Origin of the sequence: Patulibacter defluvii (assembly GCF_034096925.1) — a bacterium.
GTDB classification, from domain to species: domain Bacteria; phylum Actinomycetota; class Thermoleophilia; order Solirubrobacterales; family Solirubrobacteraceae; genus Patulibacter; species Patulibacter defluvii.
The window spans coordinates 89,255-109,605 of record NZ_JAWZSQ010000019.1; the positions used below are offsets into that span (position 1 = coordinate 89,255).

Genomic DNA, 20,351 nt, shown 5'->3' on the forward strand with positions numbered 1-20,351 from the left:
CCCAGGCGGGGCGCTTCCACGTTCGGGGGCGATCGGCGCGACCGTCCCCGATATGTCGATACAGCGCCTGACGAGTTGTATCACGAGAGGCGTAGGGTCGGATAGCGTGCAGCGCGTGATGCAGCTCGCCGACAAGCTCCCCGCCCCCGCCCGCCGCGTCGGCCTCGAGGTCCGGGGCCTGCGGGCGCTCCTGCGCGCCGGGATGCTCGGGGTCGAGTCGCCGCAGACGCTGCGGCAGATCGCCCGCGCCCTCAACGACTTCGGCTCGTTCGGATCGGCCGCCAAGATCGCCGCCCTCCGCCAGCCGACGCTGCCGGCGATCGCCGACGACCGCGGCGAGATCAGCTTCGCCGACTTCGACGCCCAGGTCGACCAGCTGGCGAACGCGCTGCGGGCGAAGGGCTTCGGGCCCGGGTCGAAGATCGGGATCCTCTGCCGCAACCACCGGGCGCCGCTGCTGGTGGCCTTCGCCGGGGTCCGGACCGGAGCGACGGTGGTCTACCTGAACACCGCCTTCTCGGCCCGCCAGGCGAAGGAGGTGGCCGAGCGCGAGGGCGTCGAGATCCTCTTCCACGACCCCGAGCTGGCGGCGGCGATCGAGGGCCTGGAGCTGCCGCACGGGACGGTCGCCTGCGCCACCCAGCCGGGGATGGAGGACCCGCTCGGCGCGCTGGTCGCCAGCGGCACGCCCGGACCGCCGCCGGCGCCCTCGGCGAACGGCCGGATCGTGCTCCTGACCAGCGGCACGACGGGGACGCCGAAGGGCGCGCCGCGCCAGGATCCGCGCGGCTTCGTGGCGCCGGGCGCCGTGCTGGAGCGGATGCCGATGCGAGCCCGCGAGGCCACGGTGATCGGGCCGCCGCTGTTCCACGGGACGGGGCTGCTGATCGCGCTGCTGTCGCTCGGCCTGGGCTCGAAGCTGGTGCTGCGGCCGCGGTTCGACGCCGGCCAGTTCCTCGACGACGTCCAGGCCCACCGGGCGACGACGGTCTGCGTGGTCCCGATCATGCTCCAGCGGGTGCTGGCGCTGGGGGCCGAGGAGGTCGGCCGTCGCGACCTGTCGTCGCTGCGGGTGCTGTTCAGCGCCGGTTCTCAGCTGCCGGCCGAGGTCGCCCAGCGGGCCACCGAGCTGCTGGGCGAGGTGGTCTACAACCTCTACGGCTCGACCGAGGTGGCGCTGGCCACGCTGGCGACGCCGGAGGACGTCCGCGAGGCGCCGACCAGCGTCGGCCGGCCGCTGTTCGGCTCGCGGGTGCGGATCCTCGACGAGCGGGGACGGGACGTGCCGACGGGGACGACGGGTCGGATCTTCGTCGGCACCGGGATGCCGTTCGAGGGCTACACCGGCGGCGGCCACAAGGAGATCGTCGACGGCCTGCTGTCGAGCGGCGACGTCGGCCACTTCGACGCGGCGGGGCGGCTCTACGTCGACGGCCGCGACGACGAGATGATCGTGTCGGGCGGCGAGAACGTGTTCCCGCGCGAGGTCGAGGAGCTGCTGGTAACCCATCCGGCGATCGTCGACGCGGCCGCGATCGGCGTCGAGGATCCCGACTTCGGCCAGCGGCTGCGGGCGTTCGTGGTGCTGGCGGAGGGGCAGCAGCTGGATCCGGAGGCCGTCCAGGGCTTTGTCAAGGACAACCTGGCGCGCTACAAGGCGCCGCGCGACGTGGTCTTCCTCGACGACTTGCCGCGCAACCCGACGGGCAAGATCCTCAAGCGCGAGCTGGCGAAGCTGCCGCTGGCCGAGGAGGCCTAGAGCCGCGGGACGGTCGCGGCGGCGGCGCCCCGGCGGGCGGCCTCCTCGGCCGAGACGATCTCGCGCCCGAACGGCCGGGCGCTGACCGAGATCAGCTTGAAGTTGGCGATCCCGAGCGGGATCCCGATGATCGTCAGGCAGAGCAGCGCGCCGGTGACGACGTGGACGATCGCCAGCCACCAGCCGCCGAGCACGAACCAGAGCACGTTGCCGAGCGTCGATCCCGCGCCCTTGCCGGCCTGGGGCACGACGGCGCGCCCGAACGGCCAGACGCCGTAGAGCGCGATCCGCAGCGCCGCGACGCCGAAGGGGATCGTGATGACGAAGACGAAGCAGAGCAGCGCGGCGACGGTGTAGCTGACGAACAGCCAGAAGCCGGCCAGGACGAACCAGAGGACGTTGCCGATCAACCGCATCGGCTCGGCAGCCTAGTCGCCGGGGCGGGTGGCCACGAACCGCACCGCGGTGGCCTCCGGGACGATCTCGACCTCGTCCCCCAGCGACCACTCGGCGGCGCGGGCGGCGAGCGCGGCCGGGACGCGTTCGAGGATGCCGGGCGCGGGCGGGACGTCGTAGGTGGCGTGCCCGTCGTGCGGCAGGACCACCCGCAGCCCGCGGGCGAGCGCGGTCCGGGCGGTGGCGGCGACGCACATCTCCGACAGCACGCCGGCGATCGCCAGGCTCCGGACCCCGCGGCCGTCGAGCGTCGCGGCCAGCGGCGTGCCGGCGAACCCGTCGTCCTCACGCTTGCGGATCACCGGCTCGTCCCCGGTCGGCGCCAGCGCCAGCGCCCACCCGGGAGCGCCGGGCTCGTCGACCGTCCCGGGCCGGCCGTCGTTCTGCAGCTGGACCACCAGCGCCCCCGCCCCGCGCGCGGCGGCCAGCAGCCGGCGGGCCGTGGCGAGCACCCGCTCGCCGTCGGGCACCGCGTCGGGCCCGTCCACGAACGCCCGCTGGAGGTCGACCAGCAGCAGAGCCTCGACCGGAGGGGGTGCGGGCATCGGGGGAGTATGGCGGGGGGCGGGCGGGCCCGTCTGGACATCCGTCGGTCTCCGGAGCGCGAGGCTGGGGGCGGCTGCGCCGGCGGCCGAACGAGTGCTCATGCGTCCGTCCCCCGTCCCCCGCGGCCGCGTCGTGACTGCCGTCGCGCTCGCGATCGCCGCGGCGCTTCCGGCCACGCCGGCGCTGGCCGCCGATCCGTCGATCCCGCGTCCACCGGCCGAGCCGCCGGCGGCCGACTTCGTGCCGCTGGAGGGGTCGGGTCCGGTGCCGCCGATGGACTACGTCGCGACCGGCGAGCGAGGCATCGCCGCCGGCTTCGCGATCTACGAGTGGACGCGCCAGGGTCCGGTGGCCGACGTCGAGGTCACCTTCGTCGACGCCTACGAGGGCTGGCGCTACCGGACCACGACCGACGCGGCCGGTCGCTACCGGATGCTGATCCCCGACGGGTCGTACGACGTGGTCGCGCGCGATCCGCAGGCCCCGGACCGCCTGGTGCGACTGGGCGGCGCGCCCTACGACCTCCGTGGCGCGGGCGTCTGGGGTGCCGAGCGCGGCGGCCTCGTCGGGCTGAGCCTGATCGAGCGCCCCCGCCACAGCTGCCTGACGAAGTTCGACAGGGTCGTCGAGGGCCGCGAGGGATGGGCGCCCGGGGCCGATCCCACGACCAGCTACTGCCCGTACCTGACGCCGGTGCCGAACACGCCCGAGGCGCTGGCGGCGTGGCTTAACTGGGTGCCGGACGTGACGCACTGGGCGACGGGCGCGGCCCCGTCGACAGCACCACCGGCGAAGACCCCGTGGACGGCGACGCCCCCGGCGACCACCGCCCTGACGGTGACGCCGACGCGGTCGGTGGTCGCCGCCGCTTCGGGGCTGGTCGCCTTCCGCGTCCGGTGCGTCAATGCCGGCGGCTGCAGCGGCCGGGCCCGCTTGACCGCCCGCGACCGCCGCGGCCGGACGCGGATCATCGCCAGCCGCCGCTACCGGGCAGCCGACGGTCGCGGTCGGCTGCGCCTGCGGCTGACGCGGACCGGCCGGGCACTGCTCCGCGGCCGCGCGTCGGGGGCGGTCCGCGCTCGCCTGACCTGGACGCCGGACGGGGCCGGGACGCCGGCGCTCGCCCGGACGGTCACGCTCCGCCGCATCCGCTGACCCCTCACACCACCAACCCGTGGCGGACCGTGTTCTCGGTCACGGCCTGCGGGTCGACGAACGAGAGCAGGTAGTCGGGGCCGCCGGCCTTCGTGCCCGTCCCCGACAGCCGGTTGCCGCCGAACGGCTGGCGGGCGACCATCGCGCCGGTGATCCCGCGGTTGACGTAGACGTTGCCCGCCGGCAGCGCCGCCACCAGCCGCCGGACCGTCCGCGGGTTGCGGCTGAAGACGCCGGCGGTGAGGGCGAAGGGCAGCTCGTCGATCCGGGCCAGCGCGGCGTCCAGGTCGGGCACCCGCTCGACGCTCAGCAGCGGGCCGAAGACCTCCTCGCGCAGCAGCGCCGCGTCGGGCGGCAGGTCGAGGGCCAGCGCCGGCCGCACCCAGCAGCCGTCCTCCTCCCCCGTCCCCGCCGGCAGCTCCGGCGCCGGGCCGACGACCAGCCGGCCGCCGTCGCGCTCGACCAGCCCGTGATACCGCCGCAGCCGCTCCTGCGCCTCGCGCTCGATCAGCGGCGGGACGTCGGTGGCGAAGCCCTCCGCCTGCCCGACCACCAACGTCGCCAGCGCCCCCGCCAGCCGCTCCTCCAGCCGGTCGGCCACGTCGGCCTCGACCAACACCCGCGCCGCCGCCGAGCACTTCTGGCCGCCGAAGGCGAAGGCCGAGTCCAGCAGCGCCGGCACCACGTCGTCGAGGTCGGCGTCGGCCGCCACCACCACGCAGTTCTTCCCGCCCATCTCGGCCGCCACCCGCTTCAGCTGCCGCTGCCCCGGTCGCACCTCGGCCGCCCGGCGGACGATCTCCAGCCCGACCGCCGCCGAGCCGGTGAAGGCGATCGTCGCGACCCCCGGGTGCTCGACCAGCGCTGCCCCGACCTGGCCCTCGCCCGGCAGCAGCGCCAGCGCCCCGGCCGGCACCCCCGCCCGCTGCAGCAGCTCGACCAGCCGCGCCCCGCAGGCCGGGCTCTGCTCGGCCGGCTTCAGCAGCACCGCGTTGCCGGTCGCCAGCGCCGCCGCCGTCATCCCGCAGGGGATCGCCAGCGGGAAGTTCCAGGGAGCGATCACCGCGCAGACCCCGCGCGCCCGGTAGCGCAGCGCGTTGCGCTCGCCCGGCGGCTGCAGCAGCCGCTCCTCCCCCTCGCCGCCGAGCAGCGCGACCGCCCGCTCCGCGTAGTAGCGCAGGAAGTCGATCGCCTCGCAGACGTCGGCGTCGGCCTGGGCCCACGGCTTGGCGCACTCGCGGACCGCCAGCGCGGCCAGCGCCGCCCGCTCCTCGGCCAGCAGGTCGGCCGCCCGCCGCAGGATCGCCGCCCGCTCCGCGACCGCCGTCGCCGCCCACGCCCGTCCCGCCGGACCGGCGACCGCCACCGCCCGCTCGACCTCGTCGGCCGTCGCCGCGGCGCTGGTCGCCACCGTCCGCCGCTGATCGCCGGGATCGAGCGACCGCAGCTGCTCGCCGTGGCGCGCACGACCATCGATCAGGACCGGCACCCGCAGCGGCAGCCGCGCGTCGAGGCCGGCGAGCGCGTCGCTCAGCCGCTGGCGCTCGGCCGGCCGCCGCAGGTCGAGGATCGGCTGGTTGGCGAACGGCGCGCTCACGGCGCCCGCACCAGGTCGTCGACCGAGGCCCCGTGCGCCTGGCGGTCGAGGAACGAGTCGCTGGCGGTGTTCTCCAGCAGCCGCCGCACCAGGTACGCCATCCCCGCCACCAGGTCGCCGACCGGGCAGTAGACCCGCACCCGCAGGTCGCGGCGGGCCAGCGCTACCCGCAGGTCGTCGCCCAGCCCCAGCAGCACCTGCAGCTCGAGGTCGCGGCCGTCGCCGCCGCCGTGGCGGTCGTGCGCGACCGCGTGGGCGATCGAGCGCAGGTTGTGCGACGCGATCGCCACCCGCAGCGTCGGGCGCGCGCCGAGCAGCCGCCGGGTCAGCGCCTCGTAGGCTCGGTCGGTCGCCGCCTGGCCGTCGTGGACCGCCGGCGTCCAGCCGTGCTGGCGGGCGTCGACCACCTCGTGGTCCCAGTAGGCGCCCTTGACCAGCCGCACCAGCAGCGGCGGCCGCCCGGGCGTCGTCGCCGCGAAGGCCAGCAGCCGGTCGAGCACGTCGTCGGCGTCGCGCAGGTAGGCCTGGAGCACCACGCCCGCCGACGGCCCGGTGGCGAACTCCGGCTCGGCCAGCAGCTCGAGTGCCGTCGTCAGCACCGCCTCGCGCGAGTCCAGCGACTCGCTGTCCAGGTGCAGGTGCGCGCCCAGCTCGCGGGCCCGGCGGGCGATCGGCCGCAGCCGCCGCTTGGCGTCCGCGCTGACCCGCTCGGGCGCGAACGGGTGCCGCCGCGGGGTCAGGGCGCTGAGCTTCACCGACAGGTGGGCGCGCGGCAGCGGCCCCGCCCCGTCGCCGTCGAGCCGCGGTCGTGCCGGCAGCCCGCGGCAGGCGCGGTCGAGCCGTTCGAGCGCGTCGAGGCAGCGGGCGGCGTAGGCGTCGGCCTCGGCCTCGCTGACCGACGCCTCGCCGAGCAGGTCGAGCGCGGTCGCCGCTCCCTCGTCCCAGAGCGCGGTCAGGCCGCCGGTAGCCCCCGCGACGTCCTCGGCGAGGATGAACTGGCGGGCCATCCGGCGGACGGCCCAGGTGGCGGTCCGCCCGACCAGCGGCGCGGTCGCCGGTCGCCGGGCCAGGCCGTCGACCGTCCGCAGCGGCGGCGGCAGCCGGTCGGCCTCGGCCAGCAGCGCGTCCAGGTGGTCGGCGGCCTCGCGGCGGCTGCGCGCGGCGGGCACGACGTCGACGAAGCGGAAGAGCGCCGCCTTCAGCGCCGGATTGGCGGCGATCCGCTCGATCGCCTGGCGGTCGATCCCGCCGCCGAGCCGGTGACGGGGCAGCGCGCCCGCGATCTCGTGCCCGATCCGGCGGATCAGCTCCTCGGGGGCGGTCGGCGCGGGAGCGGTCACGGGTGGGCTCTCCGGACTCCGACGATAGCGCCGGGACGCCGTCCCCGGCGGTCCGTGGCCACGCGACCGCGGACCGCCGGGGACGGGACGGGCACCGGATCAGGGCCGGCCGAGCCGGACCGCGTTCAGCGCGTTCACCGAGCCGTCGCCGTAGAACGAGTTGTGATCGGTGGTGCCGGTGCAGCGCGCCGTGTACGACGGCGGCAGGTCCGGATCGGGGTAGGTCAGGACCCCGCCGGGCGGGCAGGCCATCGGCACGGCCGAGCGCCGCAGCAGCCGCTCGGTCTTCGCCGCCGCCAGCGTCAGGCCGCCGTTGCGGCGGTCGCGCTTGCCCTTGGCCGCGACCACCAGCGCCGCGACGCCGGCCGCGTGCGGGCTGGCCATCGAGGTGCCCTGGATCCACTGGTAGTACGAGGTCACGCCGCCGTGCGTGTCCTTGACCACCATCGGCGTGGTCGGGTTGCCATCGGCGTCGATGTCGACGACCCCGTCGAGGTCGGTGTCGCCGACGCGGCCGACGCTCTCCGGGTAGGCGGCCAGGATCCGGTTCTCCGGCGCGTTGAAGCGCGGGGTCCCGAAGAACTCGCGCCGGTCGCCGCCGGGGGCCGCGACGTCGGCCTGCTCCAGGCTCCAGTTCGAGTAGTAGGCCTTGCGCCCGGTCGGGCCGTAGGAGGAGACCCCGACGACACCGTCGGTCTCGGTCGGCACCGACAGGCAGCTGTTGTCGATCGTCCGCTCGTAGGCCGCGTCCGGCGGGTAGTCCGGCGAGGTGTCGTCGAGCTTCGGGTCGTCGATGTCGGTGTTCTCGTTGCCGAGCGCCGCGATCGGCAGCACGCCCTTGCTGCGGGCGTAGTCGACCGCCCGCTGGACGGCCAGGATCGTGGTCCGCTGCTGGGCCTGCGCCGCCGGCGAGTCGGCCGGGTTGGCGGTGCAGTTGTAGAGCCAGGGATCGACGTAGAAGCTCATGTTGACCACGTCGATGCCGTGGTCGGCGGCGTAGGTCAGCGCGTCGACCGTCGGCTGGACGAAGAAGTAGCCCGAGTCCTGCCCGGCGCGGAGGTTGACGATGTCGGCCTTGGGCGCGACGCCGCCGATCCCGAGCCCGTTGATCGGCGAGGCGATCGTGCTCGCCACGTGGGTGCCGTGGCCGTCCTCGTCGACGTCGGCCGGGTCCTGGCAGGAGCCGTCGGGATCCTCGGCGCAGGGGCCGTCGATGACCGGATCGTCGACGGTGAAGTTGCGCGACAGGCCGCGGTCGAAGTTCGGCGCGATGTCGGGGTGGCTGCCGTCGACGCCGGTGTCCATGATCCCGACCCGGACGCCGGCGCCCTGGTCGTAGCGGTAGCTCTGCTGCGCGGTCGCGCCGATCGCGGCCATGTCCCACTGCAGCGGGGCCAGCGGGTCGACCCCGGAGGCCGGCGGACGCGGCTTGCGGCTCTGGGCGCCCGCGGCGTCGCGACCGCCGTCGACGCCGTGCTCGATCGCGCGGTTGCGCTTCAGCCGGCGGGCCGCGGCGGGCACGCGGCCGATCGCCTGGCGCTCGCCGGCGCCGACGATCGCGACCGCCTTGACGGCCCGCGGCGCGAAGCCCTTGGGCCCGCGGACGGTGCCGACGGCGGCGGCGCGGTTGTAGCGCAGCACGTGGCCGCCGGCGCGGCGGACGGCCCGCTGGAAGGCCGCGCGGCTGGTGCCGCTCTTGGCCACGACGGTGTACTGGTGGGTCGCTGCCTTGGGGGCGGCAGAGGCCACGGCTGGGACTCCGGTGGTCGCGCACGCCGCGATCACCGCACCCGCCATCAACGCTCGGGAACGCGTCATTCGGGGGATCCTCCTGGTCGGAGCGTCCGGCTTCGGGGGACGTCGCCGGATTCGCTGGGCCGGCAGGCTCGCACACGCCGGCGCCGCGCTGCAACCGTTTCGTCCAACATCGCGGACCAACTTTGGTCCGGTTGCACAACCAGACACGGTCTTCCCGCCTGACCAGGGCTCAGGGACGGAGGCCGGCGGCCAGCGCCGGCAGCCGCTCGGCCGCCGGTTCGTCGGCCAGCAGCGCCCAGCGCTCGTGGTCGCGCCAGGCGCCGCCGATCCGCAGGTAGCGCGGCGAGAAGCCCTCGCGCCGCAGGCCCAGCCGCCGGGCGAGCGCCAGCGACGGGTCGTTGCCCGGCTGGATGTTCGCCTCCACCCGGTGCAGTCGCAGCGGCCCGAACGCGGCCAGCAGCACCTGCGCCACGCCCTCGGTCAGGTAGCCGCGGCCCTCGTGACCGGCGACCGCGTTGTAGCCGAGGTAGGCGCTGCAGAGCGGCCCGTGGACCAACTGGCTCAGGTTCGCGTAGCCGACCAGCGCACCGTCCTCGTGGCGGTGCAGCAGGAAGCCGGCGAAGTCGTCGCCGTCGCAGCGGCGCAGGTAGTCGGCGAACGCCTCCTGCGTCGTGGGCGGCGTGGCCCACGGGGCGTGGAAGGCGACGCTGGCCCGCATCGCCGCCAGGAACGCCGGGGCGTCCTCGGGACGAGGCGGGCGGATCGTCACCCGGCCGGCGGGGGCCGCCGGGTCCGGGGTGCGGGAGCGCCCGAGCACGGGCTCATCGTAGAGCCCGTGCTCGGAGCCGCCCGCGCTCGAAGGCGTTAGAGGGCCTTCAGCTCTTCGGTGATGGCTTCGACGGAGGCCTTGGCGTCGCCGAAGAGCATGCTGGTCTTGGGGTCGGTGAAGAGCGGGTTGTCGATCCCGGCGTACCCCGAGCTCATGGAGCGCTTGAGGACGATGGTGGATTGGGAGTCGTCGACGTTGAGGATCGGCATCCCGTAGATCGGGCTGTCGGCCTTGTTGCGCGCGTCGGGGTTGGTGACGTCGTTGGCCCCGATCACCAGCGACACATCCGTGCGCTTGAACTCGGGGTTGATGTCATCCATCTCCTTCAACTGGTCGTAGGGCACATCCGCCTCCGCGAGGAGGACGTTCATGTGCCCGGGCATCCGGCCGGCGACGGGGTGGATGGCGTACTTGACCTCCACGCCCTTGGACTCCAGCAGGTTGGCCATCTCCTTGACCGCGTGCTGGGCCTGCGAGACCGCCATCCCGTAGCCGGGGACCACGACGACCAGGCGCGCGTAGGCCATCTGAATCGCCACATCCGACGCCGACGTGGACCGCACGGTGCCCCCCGAGGCGCCCGCGGGCCCGCCCGCGGCGGCGTCGCTTCCGCCGCCGCCGAAGCCGCCGGCGATGACGGAGGTGATGGTGCGGTTCATGGCGATCGCCATCTGCTGGGTCAGGATCGTGCCCGACGCCCCGACGATCATGCCGGCGACGATCAGCGCCTGGTTGTCCAGCGACACACCCGCCGCGGCGGCGGCGAGGCCGGTGAAGGCGTTCAGCAGCGAGATCACGACCGGCATGTCCGCACCGCCGATCGGCAGCACCAGCAGCAGCCCGAAGACGGCGGCGAGGAGGAGCAGGCCGATGATCAGGATCTCACTGGTCGACCCGGCCGTGATCGCCACAGCACACGCGATCGCGCCGCCGAGGGTCACGACCTGGGCGGGGAGCTGGAGGGCGCCCAATGTGCGGGGCTTGCCGTCGATCAGTTCCTGCAGCTTCGCGAACGCGACGTTGGAACCCCAGAACGACACCGACCCGACGATCGCACTGAACATCGAGAACAGCACGATGTAGGTCGGCGCGAAATCGAAGCCGCCGGAGGCGCGGAACTCGGCCCACGAGATCAACGCGACCGCGCCACCACCGACGCCGTTGAACAGCGCCACCATCTGCGGCATCGCCGTCATCTTCACCTGCCGAGCGGCAGGCACACCAACCGCGAACCCGATCGCCAGACCCAGGACGATCCAGACCGGGTTGTGGAACGGATCCACCAGCAGGGTGGCGATGACGGCGATCACCATGCCGACCGCGGCGATCCGGTTGCCCTGGACCGCGGTCTTGGGGCCGGTGAGGCCGGAGAGGCCGTAGATGAAGAGCCCGAAGGCCAGGATGTAGAGGACCGACTTGAAGTTCGCGTCGGTCAAGAACGAAGCAAGCGTCGCGTGCATCACTTGCCGCCCTTCTCATCGCCGCCAGCAGGCTGCTTGGGCTCCGGCTTGCTCTTGAACATCTCGAGCATCCGGTCGGTCACGACGAAGCCGCCGACGACGTTGATCGCGCCGAAGACCAGCGCGACGAAGACGATGATCGTCGTGACCGCCCCGAGATCAGCGCTCTCGGCGAAGATCAACAACCCGCCCAGCACCACGATCCCGTGGATCGCGTTGGTGCCCGACATCAACGGGGTGTGCAGCGTGTTGGGCACCTTCGAGATCACGGCGTACCCCACGAACCCGGACAGCACCAGGATCGCCAGGTTCGTGACCAGGTTGCCCGGCTCACCACTAGTGGCCAGCACGGTCGACAAGGACAACATCAGGCACTCGCCTCCACGGTCTTCTTCGCCCCCGCATGCACGATCTCACCCTCACGCGTGATCGCGGCACCAGCGATGATCTCGTCGTCCCAGTCGAGCTTCAACGACGGCTCGCCACCGCCCTCCGGCGTCTCCAGCATCAGCTCGACCAGCGACTGGATGTTGCGCGCGTACAGCTGCGAGGCATGCTCGGGCATCTCGGCCGCCAGATTGAGCGGCGAGACGATCGTCACGTCGTGCTTGACCACCGTCTGACCCGGCTCGGTCAACTCGCAGTTGCCACCCGTCTCACCCGCCAGATCCACGATCACCGAACCCGGACGCATGCCCTCGACGGCCTCGGCGGTCACGAGGCGCGGCGCGGGACGACCCGGCACCAGGGCGGTCGTGATCACAACGTCGAAGCCCTTGGTCGCGTCGGTCAACGCCTGCTGCTGCTGCGCCCGCTCCTCCGCGGTCAACTCACGCGCGTACCCACCCTCACCGGCGGCCTCGATCCCGAGGTCCAGCCAGGTCGCGCCGAGCGACTCGACCTGCTCCGCCGTCTCCGGCCGCACGTCATAACCCGTCGTCTTCGCACCGAGACGCCGCGCCGTGGCGAGCGCCTGCAGACCGGCGACACCGATCCCGAGCACCAGCACCTTCGCCGGCGGGATCGTGCCGGCGGCGGTCATCAGCATCGGGAAGAACCGCGTCGAGTGGTCGGCCGCCGTCAGCACCGACTTGTAGCCCGCCACGTTGGACTGCGACGAGAGCGCGTCCATCGCCTGCGCGCGGCTGATCCGCGGGATCGCCTCCATCGCGAAGGCGGTCGCGCCCTTGTCACGCAACAGCTTTGCGGTCTCCGGCGAGGAGAGCGGCGCCAAGAAGCCGATCAGGACGCTGCTGGAACCGAGCTTCGCGACCTCGTCGGCGGTCGGCGGCGCGACCTTCACGACGACGTCCGCGTTCCAGACATCGGCCGAGAGCGTCGCCCCGGCCTCCTCGAACAACGCATCCGGAATCAACGCGTGATCGCCGGCACCGGGCTCGACCACGACCTTGACTCCCTTCGCGCCCAGCCGCTTGACGACATCCGGCACCAGCGCTACTCGACGCTCGCCCTCGGCGAGCTCCTTGGGAACACCCAACGTCAGACTCATTGGCCCACCACGCGGGGGGTTCGTGCGGTTCCGTGTGACACCTGACGGTCCTCCAGGTCGTTCGGCGACGTGGCCGTCCGAAGCGGGCGTCTCGGGGCCCTCGGGCTCCAAGCCGACCGCCGCGGTCGGACAGCGGCGAAGTATGGCGAATCGTCGCCGGGAGCGGAGGCCGCTTCCATTCCTCCAATCAGTCGCGAATGGAATAGCTACCCGCGGTAGGGTCCCTGCGCGCCTCGCGACGGCGTCCACCGCCGCAGATCGTCGCCCGCCCCGACCAGGACCTCGGCCACCAGCGTCGGCGGGAACAGGCCGTGGTCCGCGACACCCGGCGTGGCGGCCAGACGGGCGGCCAGCGCCGCCGGATCGGCGATCTCCGCCGCCGGCCCCAGGTCGGCGATCACGCCGCCGTCGGGACTCGGCGGCGCGTCGCGGACCACCGCCTCCGGCAGCCGGCGGAGGGTGGCGGCCAGCCCGAACGGCCGCAGCTCCAGCGGCAGCGGGCCGTGCAGCCGCTCGACCAGCTTGCCGTCGTCGACGATCACCAGGAAGCGGTCGGCGGCGGCCGCGACGATCCGCTCGCGCAGGTGCGCCCCGCCCCCGCCCTTGACCAGCCAGCCGTCCGGCGCCACCTGGTCGGCACCGTCGATCGCGACGTCCAGCCGGTCGAGGGCGGTGAACGGCTCGACGGCCAGGCCCAGGTCGCGGGCGGCGTCGGCGGTCGCCGGCGAGGTGGCCACGCAGCGCAGGTCGAGGTCGCGCTCGGCCAGCGCCGGCAGCAGCTCGGCGACGGTCGATCCGGTCCCCAGGCCGACCCGCGAGCGCGGCGCCACCATCGCCGCGGCGGCCCGCGCGGCGGTCCGCTTGCCCCGCTGCCGACGGTCGCCCGCGCCGCTCATCCGCTCGATCGTCGCAGGCTTCCAGGCGGCGCATCGGCGCCCGGGCCTTCCCTACCATCCCGCCGATGCGGTTCCCGGTCCCCCACCCTCGGCTAGCCGTGCTGCTGGCGCTGCTGATCCTGCTCGGGACGCTGGCCGGCGGCGGGCGGGCGTCCGCCGCGACGACGACGGCGCCGATGGAGAAGGGCCTCCAGGACGTGCGGATGGCCTACTCGGACGATCCCGAGCTGCGGGCCGCGTTCTGGCAGGCGGCGAAGGAGGCGCACGTCACCGTCGTCCGCTCGCTGGTGGTCTGGAACCCCGAGGAGGGCGACGAGATCGCGCCCCGCTACGTGCACGCGATCCGCCGCGCGGCGCTCGAGGGCGAGCAGGTCGGGGCGCGGCTGCTGATCGGCGTCTACTCGCCGCTGAACCGCAAGCGCGGCACGCCGGTCCGGATCACCAGCCAGCTGATCGCCCGCTACGGGCGGTTCGTGACCTCGATGGCCGAGGCGTTCGCCGACCTGCCGGTGGCCGGCTACCTGACCTGGAACGAGCCGAACTTCCGCTCGATGTGGCCGCTCGACCAGCCGCGTCGCTGGGTGACGCTCTCGAACGCCGGCTACGCGGCCTTCAAGCAGGTGTCGCCGAAGGTGCCGGTGCTGGTCGGCGAGTTCGCGCCCAACGCCCGGACCTCGAACGCGCTCGACCCGGGCCTGTTTCTGCGCAAGGCGCTTTGCGTCGACTCGCGCTTCCGCGGGCTGCGACGGACGCGCTCGTGCCGGACCCGGCTGCGGGCCGACGGGATCACCCTCCACACCCACGACTTCCAGAAGCCGCCGACCACCCGCCGCGCCAACGGCGACGCCTGGACGATGGGCAACCTGCGCAGCGCGCTGTCGCAGCTGCGCTCGCTGGCGAAGGCGAAGCGGATCAGCCACCGGGCGTCGCGCAACGTCCACATCACCGAGTTCGCGTACCGGACCGCCGGCCGCTCGCGGACCCCGGACGCGCGCGCCGCGCGCTACCTGCGGCAGGCGTGGCGGTTCGCCGCCCGCGAGAAGATCCGCAGCTTCACGTGGTACCAGCTGCGTGACCCGGGCGCCGAGTACGAGTGGCAATCCGGTCTGCAGACGCTCGACGGACGGCCGCGAGCGACCTGGCGGACCTTCCGCGCGCTGCGATGAGCCGGTCGAGCGCGGCGACCAGCTCGGCCCCGTCGGCCGGGCCGCCGTCGCGTCGCACCGGAGCCGGTCGCAGGCCGCCGACCAGCGCCGCCTGCAGCCGGTCGAGGAAGGTCTCCTCGGCCAGGTCCTCGACGCCGAGGCGGGCGGTGTGGGCGGTCCGCTGCTGGACGTCGAGCAGCCGGTAGCCGGCGGCCCGCAGCCGCACCGCGGCCGAGAGCACCGCGGCGCTGCCGGCGTCGGCCCCGCAGTGGAACATCGACTCGAGCGTGTGGGCGCGGCCGAGGGCGACGCCGAAGGTGCCGCCGACCAGCTCCTCCCCCGCCCAGACCTCGAAGCTGCGGGCGTGGCCCCAGCGGTGGAGGGCGCGGTAGGCAGCGGCCAGCCGCGGCGTCAGCCAGACCTCGCCGGGGTCGAGCCCGGGGCGCTGGGCGCAGCGGTCGACGACCTCGCGGAAGGCCCGGTCGACGGTCAGCCGGTAGTCGTGGCGGGGCAGCGTCCGGCGGAGAGTCCGCGGCAGCCGGATCGCGTCGAGGTCGAGGATCGCGCGCGGGTCGGCGCGGTAGGCGGCCACGCGGAAGCGGCCGTCCTCGTCGCGCGTGTCCATCGGGAACGCGCCCTGCTCGTAGACGAACAGCATCCCGGGCGGATCGAGGATCCACCCGCCGTCATCGGTATGGGGGCCGCGCGCGCTCTCCACCTGACGCCACCGTAGCGAACCCGGGCGCGGTCGGCAGCACCGATCGACACCGCGTCAGCCGGCCGTCCGCCGCGAGCGGGGCGGGTTCTCAGGCGCGGTCGACGAAGAGCGTCTGGGTGGCGGTCCCGAAGCGGCCCGCCTGGTCGTGCAGCTCGGTCGTCGTGAGGCCGGTCCCGGCCCGGTCGAGCGTGGTCCGCGGGCGGACCCCGATCCACTCCCCCGCCGGGTCGCGGTGCAGCGAGACGGTCAGGTCGCAGTTGACGAACAGGTAGTCCGCGAACGAGACCGGATGGGCCAGCCCGTTGCCGAAGTCGGAGGCGGTCGCGGCCCGCTGGAAGGGGGTCGGCTGCTCGCCGGGGACGATCGGCAGCCGCAGCCGGAACCAGGCGGTCGCGGTGTCGCCGAGGGTGTCGAAGCCACCCTCGACCTGACGGATCTCGATCGCGTCGGGGTGGAAGCCGAGCACGCCCTCGGGCACGAAGCGGTCGGTCAGCTCGCGCGCGCCCTCCGGCGGCGGCAGCTCCGGCCAGGCGGCGGCGACGGTCGCGGGCAGCTCGACCTGGCCGCGGCGGAGCAGGATCCCGCGGGCCTCCATCGCCACCCGGCCGCCGGCGACCAGCTCGGCGGTGACGATCTGCTGGCGGCGGCCGGGCTTGCGCAGTCGCGACCGCAGCTCGATCGGGCCGAGCGGGACCGGGCCGTAGAAGGTGTAGGCGACGGTGCTGATGCGGACGTCGTCGCCCTGGGCGGCGCGCTCGATCGCGCGGGCGAGCAGCGCGGCGGGAGCGCCGCCGTGGGCCGCGCGCGGGTCCCACGGGCCGCGGCCGGCGCCGGTCAGGAGCAGGTGCTCGACGTGCTCGGCCGGTCCGTCGGCGTCGGCTTCGGTGGGCGTCGGCGTCGGCGCGGGCGCGTCCGGGTCGGGCAGCGCGACGGCGGTCGCGGGCGGCTCCGGGACCTGGGGCAGGCCCTCGTGGTCGGGGGTGATGATGTGGGGGGTGCTCATGCTCGGGTGGCGGCGTCGGCGCGCTCGGCGACGGTGGCGATGACCTCGGACAGCTGGCCGCCGCGCCAGGCGATCGGCGACTGGCCCTCCTCCTCGACCAGCAGCTCGGCGCCGGGGATCGCATCGGCGTACTGCCGGGCGACGGCCAGCGGGTGGCCGGCGTCGGCCTCGTCGCGGCTGCCGACGACGGCGGTCGGGACGGCGATCGCGGCCAGCTCGGCCAGGTCGCCGAGCGGGGCGCTGCGGGGGACGGCGCGGAGCGCGTCGGCGACGGCGTCGGGATGTTCGTGGACGGCGAGTCGTTGGGCGGTGACCTTGCGGACGGTCTCGCGCCAGGCCTCGGGGACGTCGTCGAAGCGGAAGGCGGCCAGGAAGCCCTCGACGCCGCCGGAGGCGAGGCCGTCGGCCAGCCGGTCCCAGCGGGCGAGGGCGCGCGGGTCGGACTGCTTGCCGGGCAGGAAGGCGGGCGTGGCGAGGACCAGGCCGGAGACGCGGTCGGGGTGCTCGAGGGCGGCGCGGAGGGCGGTGTGGGCGCCCATCGACGCGCCGGCCAGGACCGCCTGCTCGATCTCCTGCTCGTCGAGGATCCGCAGCAGGTCGGCGACCAGGTGGTCGTAGCCGTAGGCGGTCGGGTCGGGGGCCGGGTCGGAGCTGCCGTGGCCGCGGGCGTCGTAGGCGACGACGCGGTGGCCGCTGCGCTCCAGCCGCCGCGAGCCCATGACGACGTAGCGGTGGCTGGCGGTCAGTCCGTGGAGCAGGACGACCGGCCGGCCCTCGCCCGCGACCTCGACGTGCAGGTGCATCATCCATGTCCTAGCAGGCGGGTGGGCCGTGTGCGGGACGGTCGGGACTTCCGGAGGGGATCAGGGCGCGACGGCCTCGATCAGCCAACAGGCGGCGGTGAAGCGCAGCTCGTCGCCGTCGACGTGGGTGGCGAGGGCGTCGACGGCGACCTCGGCGACGCGGCGCCGGAGCGGCTCGTCGAGGGTCGGCAGCAGGGCGCCGACCGGGCCCATCCCGGTGGCGTAGCGGGGTAGTTCGGCGGCGGGCAGGGCGCAGGTCGGGTCGACGGGCTGGAGGGTGACGTCGGTCCAGCCGGCGTCGGCGAGGATGGTGCGGACGCGCTGCTCGCCGGCGAGGCCGAACTGACCGGGCTCGTCGGCGACGCGGACGGGCAGGTCCGGCAGCAGCGGGGCGGCGGCGCGCTCGACGGTAGTCATGAAGGGGTTCTCCTCGGGTCCCCGCCAGCTCAGCATGCGAAGGGCGGCGCCGGGCCGGGCGGCGGCGCGCAGGTGGGCGAAGGCGGCGGTCGGGTCGGCGAAGAACATGACGCCGAAGCGCGAGACGATGAGGTCGAAGGAGGCGGGCGGGAAGGGATGGCTGGCGGCGTCGCCCTCGGTGAAGGAGATCGGCAGGTGGTCGCTGGCGGCGCGGGCGCGGGCGGCCTCGACCATCAGCGAGGACACGTCGACGCCGGTGATCGTGGCGGTGGGACCGAGCGCACGGGCGAGCGCGACGGTGGTGCCGCCGGTCCCGCAGCCGACGTCGAGCACCCGCAGCGGCGCCTCGGTCGGCTGGAAGGGCTCGACGAGCAGGTCCTGGAGCGGCCGCAGGGTGCGGTCGACCAGGTCCTGGCTCGCGACCCAGGCGGCGCCGGTGTTGCCGTTCCAGACGGCGAATTGCGGGTCGTTCGACATCGCTGGTCTCCGTGGTGGTCGGGTGCCCGTGCGAGCTTGCCGATTGCCGTCTTCCACGCAAGCCCGAGACGGTGCGCCGATGACGACCGATCTGGACATCGCCGAGGTGGCCCGCCGCTCCGGCGTGCCGGCCTCGACCCTGCGCTTCGACGAGCAGCGGGGCCTGATCATCTCGACCGGTCGCCATGCCGGGTGGCGGCTCTTTGCCCGCCTGACCGCCTTCCGCGACGGCCTGCGCCACGCGGCCGCCGGCCCTGCTCCGAGTCACATCGAGTATGCGACTTTCGTGCGGATCGTGGAGGCGGCGGAGGGTGGTGGGGTGCCGCGGGTGGAGTCGCGGTTTGGGTGAGGGGCGGAGACCACCACGGGTTCGATCGGGCGGGCGACGCCGGTGCAGGCCTTCGGGGCCTCGCTACCGACAACTGCACGCCGGCCCGTTCGCGTCTGTCTACAAGCGCGAGACAGAGCACCGTCCCTGCTTCCGGATCACGAAGGCGTTCGCGCGGAAGGACGCTTCTTCTGTTGCCTCCCGAGGGATTTTCGCGGGCAGCGGGCTGTTCCTAGGGGAGCCTCCGCGCGATCGATGGCGCATCAGTCGGTTCGAAGCGCCTCGAGTGCATCATCGTAGTCACGATTGGCCTGCGGGTCGCCGTCATAGAAGGCTTCCCAAAATCCGGAGCGCTGCCACGTCTCGGGGCCCACGTGGACCTCTCCGGCCTCGTTGACGTGTACCGCCCAGCTGGCTGGAATCGTGCGAGATGACGTCCTAAACAGCCGTGAGTCCCAGAGGCCCGGACCTCCGCTCGAATCGTCGCCGAGCAGGCGGAGGAGCACCTCGCTACCCGGGTGCGCGACAATCTCGAGGACGTCGTATTCACGCCCGACGGTCAGCCACGTACTTGTCGTGAGAACCTCGCCGGTGGTAGGGCTCTCGATGCGTTCGCAAACGACCTTCATCTGCGGTTGAACACCGCCTTGTAATCGAAGCGGACGCCAAGGGCGGAGCCGCAAATTTACGATGGTCGCAGCGCCTTCCGCGTCAGGACAAGCCGTCGACTCCTCGGGTCGGCAGCATCGCCTTGGCAAGAGGTCCCAACGACGGGCACGCCCTCTCGAGTTCTGCTGGGTGGTCCTCAAGGGCCTGTAGGACCGACAGACGCGCCGCCGTTCGAAGCTCGCGGTCGGCGCTCGCTGCGAGTTCCTCGATGAATTGAGCTGCCGCTCGAATCATCACATCGTCTGGAGGATCCACCTGCAGCGCGGCGAGGAGGAACGGCACAAAGATGTCGGCCAGAACGATGTCGCCGCCGATCGGATCGGGGTCCCAGTCTCTGGCCTCCACGTCGATCTTCGCGGCGAGCGCCGGGAAGCGCCTCTTCACCTCGTCGGCCAATTCGTCGTAGGTCACCGTTCGGTCTCCCGTAGTGCCGATTGCAGATCGTCACGCACCCGTTCCGCCATCGCCCTGTCGTAGCGTGACAAGTCGGTCCGTCGGCGAAGGATGTTGTTGAGCTGTCGTGCGCGCTCGCGCGCTTTGGTGGTGTGTGCGCCGCCGACGCCTTCTCGTCGCAACGCGCCGGCCGTACCGCCCGGACGTCTGTCTTGCCAACGGTAGATCTGTCGGAAGGCACGGCCCAGCTCTTCGTCCGCAGTGGCTGGATACGGGAACCGTCGGCGAGCGGCGTACTTGGCTGTCTCATCGCTCAGGCCGGCGACCGTCGTCGTAGTGCTTCCGGTGGCGCCCCGGATTCCTCCTTCGGCGCCTTGTTCGAGGAGTTCTCTGCCGCCCTTCGTCGCGACATGCCGAACGATCGCGCCCGCGCCCGTCGCGACCGTGGCGACGACCCCGAGGGCGTTAGCCAGGCCGTGCTTCTCCCGCCCGGTCGCGGGGACGATCCCGCCCGTCGCGCCGTTGAGGAACGCGGTGAGCGAGTCGTAGAGGTCGTCCCCGTGAGCCGGTGCCGGCGCTGGGCAGCCACGACCGGCGCATGTCCAAGCCGCCTCGTAGCTGAACGACCCAAGCGGGCTCCACCTCGGACTCACACCCGGGTACCTGGTCCAGACGCGCCCCTGCTCATCGACGGAGCGCTGGTATCCATACCCCGTCGTCTGCGCCGCGTTGGCCGGCGGTGGCGGCGGAGGTGCTTGTACGGGGCCGCCGAACAGCCTGGGCAGTTGGGGGATGCCGTTGGCGAAGGGGTTCCCACCTTGCGACCCGCCGCCGTTCGGTCCCGCAGGCGGGTTCCCGGCCCGCGGACGACCGTTGTAGGCGCATGACGGATCCTTGGCGCACTCCGGCGTCCGGTGCCCGTCGTACTCCGCCCGCGTGGCCGGGTTCGCTGCCGTGAACGCGTAGCGCGAGGACGTGAATGGGTCGGCCGCCAGGTACAGGTCCGCCGAGGGATCGGCGAAGCGGTCCTGCTGCAGGAACCGACCCTGCGACGGGTCGTAGGTCCGGGCCTGCATGTCGTAGAGACCCGTG

General features: G+C 73.7%; 20 protein-coding genes. 4 read left to right on the plus strand and 16 right to left on the minus strand.

Translation table 11 applies throughout. The annotated features are described in order from the left end of the window. The first annotated feature begins 106 nt into the window (after window positions 1–106). Complete coding sequence (locus SH587_RS17965; protein WP_320672025.1) at window positions 107–1,759, plus strand: AMP-binding protein; 1,653 nt, start codon at window positions 107–109, stop codon at window positions 1,757–1,759. Here the strand turns inward: SH587_RS17965 and SH587_RS17970 are convergent. Both SH587_RS17970 and SH587_RS17975 read right to left on the minus strand, forming a co-directional pair. Then, window positions 1,756–2,175 carry a YccF domain-containing protein gene (locus SH587_RS17970; RefSeq protein WP_320672026.1) on the minus strand — a complete coding sequence of 140 codons (420 nt, stop codon included), beginning with the start codon at window positions 2,173–2,175 and terminating at the stop codon, window positions 1,756–1,758. The two genes, SH587_RS17965 and SH587_RS17970, sit on opposite strands and share 4 nt — an antisense overlap. 12 nt (window positions 2,176–2,187) lie before the next feature. Next, window positions 2,188–2,760, minus strand: coding sequence for an isochorismatase family protein (locus SH587_RS17975; protein ID WP_320672027.1), 573 nt, complete (start codon window positions 2,758–2,760; stop codon window positions 2,188–2,190). A 100-nt stretch (window positions 2,761–2,860) separates the two neighbouring features. Between SH587_RS17975 and SH587_RS17980 the strand changes: the two genes are divergently transcribed. Next, on the plus strand, window positions 2,861–3,916 hold the full coding sequence (locus tag SH587_RS17980) for a carboxypeptidase-like regulatory domain-containing protein (RefSeq protein ID WP_320672028.1): 1,056 nt from the start codon (window positions 2,861–2,863) through the stop codon (window positions 3,914–3,916). A 4-nt stretch (window positions 3,917–3,920) separates the two neighbouring features. Here SH587_RS17980 and SH587_RS17985 read toward each other — a convergent pair whose 3' ends face one another. The 8 genes from SH587_RS17985 to rpiA form a co-directional block, all read right to left on the minus strand. Then, complete coding sequence (locus tag SH587_RS17985; RefSeq protein WP_320672029.1) at window positions 3,921–5,513, minus strand: aldehyde dehydrogenase family protein; 1,593 nt, start codon at window positions 5,511–5,513, stop codon at window positions 3,921–3,923. After that, window positions 5,510–6,853, minus strand: coding sequence for a proline dehydrogenase family protein (locus tag SH587_RS17990; protein WP_320672030.1), 1,344 nt, complete (start codon window positions 6,851–6,853; stop codon window positions 5,510–5,512). Before SH587_RS17990 ends, SH587_RS17985 begins: the two co-directional genes overlap by 4 nt. A gap of 99 nt (window positions 6,854–6,952) precedes the next feature. Continuing rightward, a complete protein-coding gene (locus SH587_RS17995) occupies window positions 6,953–8,602 on the minus strand; it encodes a S8 family peptidase (protein WP_320672031.1) in 1,650 nt (549 codons plus the stop codon). A gap of 238 nt (window positions 8,603–8,840) precedes the next feature. Next, on the minus strand, window positions 8,841–9,428 hold the full coding sequence (locus SH587_RS18000; RefSeq protein WP_320672032.1) for a GNAT family N-acetyltransferase: 588 nt from the start codon (window positions 9,426–9,428) through the stop codon (window positions 8,841–8,843). A gap of 47 nt (window positions 9,429–9,475) precedes the next feature. Continuing rightward, the gene (locus SH587_RS18005) at window positions 9,476–10,900 is read right to left on the minus strand and encodes an NAD(P)(+) transhydrogenase (Re/Si-specific) subunit beta (protein ID WP_320672033.1); all 1,425 of its coding nucleotides are present in this window, start codon (window positions 10,898–10,900) and stop codon (window positions 9,476–9,478) included. Then, window positions 10,900–11,268, minus strand: coding sequence for an NAD(P) transhydrogenase subunit alpha part 2 (locus SH587_RS18010; RefSeq protein ID WP_320669452.1), 369 nt, complete (start codon window positions 11,266–11,268; stop codon window positions 10,900–10,902). Before SH587_RS18010 ends, SH587_RS18005 begins: the two co-directional genes overlap by 1 nt. Then, on the minus strand, window positions 11,268–12,410 hold the full coding sequence (locus SH587_RS18015) for a Re/Si-specific NAD(P)(+) transhydrogenase subunit alpha (RefSeq protein ID WP_320672034.1): 1,143 nt from the start codon (window positions 12,408–12,410) through the stop codon (window positions 11,268–11,270). The genes SH587_RS18010 and SH587_RS18015 overlap by 1 nt, the downstream gene beginning before the upstream one ends. A gap of 206 nt (window positions 12,411–12,616) precedes the next feature. Next, on the minus strand, window positions 12,617–13,306 hold the full coding sequence (rpiA, locus tag SH587_RS18020) for a ribose 5-phosphate isomerase A (RefSeq protein ID WP_320672035.1): 690 nt from the start codon (window positions 13,304–13,306) through the stop codon (window positions 12,617–12,619). Between the two features lie 65 nt (window positions 13,307–13,371). Here rpiA and SH587_RS18025 point away from each other — a divergent pair, with 65 nt between their 5' ends. Beyond that, window positions 13,372–14,472, plus strand: coding sequence for a hypothetical protein (locus tag SH587_RS18025; protein WP_320672036.1), 1,101 nt, complete (start codon window positions 13,372–13,374; stop codon window positions 14,470–14,472). Here the strand turns inward: SH587_RS18025 and SH587_RS18030 are convergent. From SH587_RS18030 to SH587_RS18045, 4 genes are all read right to left on the minus strand, one after another. Continuing rightward, entirely contained in the window at window positions 14,360–15,169 is an 810-nt protein-coding gene (locus SH587_RS18030) for a leucyl/phenylalanyl-tRNA--protein transferase (protein WP_320672037.1), read from the minus strand. The genes SH587_RS18025 and SH587_RS18030 overlap by 113 nt on opposite strands. An 88-nt stretch (window positions 15,170–15,257) precedes the next feature. Continuing rightward, entirely contained in the window at window positions 15,258–16,172 is a 915-nt protein-coding gene (locus tag SH587_RS18035) for a thioesterase family protein (RefSeq protein WP_320672038.1), read from the minus strand. Beyond that, window positions 16,169–16,975 carry an alpha/beta fold hydrolase gene (locus SH587_RS18040; protein WP_320672039.1) on the minus strand — a complete coding sequence of 269 codons (807 nt, stop codon included), beginning with the start codon at window positions 16,973–16,975 and terminating at the stop codon, window positions 16,169–16,171. Before SH587_RS18040 ends, SH587_RS18035 begins: the two co-directional genes overlap by 4 nt. A gap of 60 nt (window positions 16,976–17,035) precedes the next feature. After that, on the minus strand, window positions 17,036–17,869 hold the full coding sequence (locus tag SH587_RS18045; protein WP_320672040.1) for a class I SAM-dependent methyltransferase: 834 nt from the start codon (window positions 17,867–17,869) through the stop codon (window positions 17,036–17,038). Window positions 17,870–17,948: 79 nt separating this feature from the next. Between SH587_RS18045 and SH587_RS18050 the strand changes: the two genes are divergently transcribed. Then, window positions 17,949–18,218 (plus strand): MerR family DNA-binding transcriptional regulator, encoded by a 270-nt coding sequence (locus SH587_RS18050; RefSeq protein WP_320672041.1) that lies wholly within the window; start codon window positions 17,949–17,951, stop codon window positions 18,216–18,218. A gap of 690 nt (window positions 18,219–18,908) precedes the next feature. Here SH587_RS18050 and SH587_RS18055 read toward each other — a convergent pair. Together SH587_RS18055 and SH587_RS18060 are read right to left on the minus strand one after the other, a co-directional pair. Continuing rightward, window positions 18,909–19,277: a DUF7674 family protein gene (locus SH587_RS18055; protein ID WP_320672042.1), complete on the minus strand. Its 369-nt coding sequence runs from the start codon at window positions 19,275–19,277 to the stop codon at window positions 18,909–18,911. After that, window positions 19,274–20,351, minus strand: a 1,078-nt coding sequence (locus SH587_RS18060; RefSeq protein WP_320672043.1) for an RHS repeat-associated core domain-containing protein, incomplete at its 5' end; no start/stop codon positions are given. The genes SH587_RS18060 and SH587_RS18055, both read right to left, overlap by 4 nt.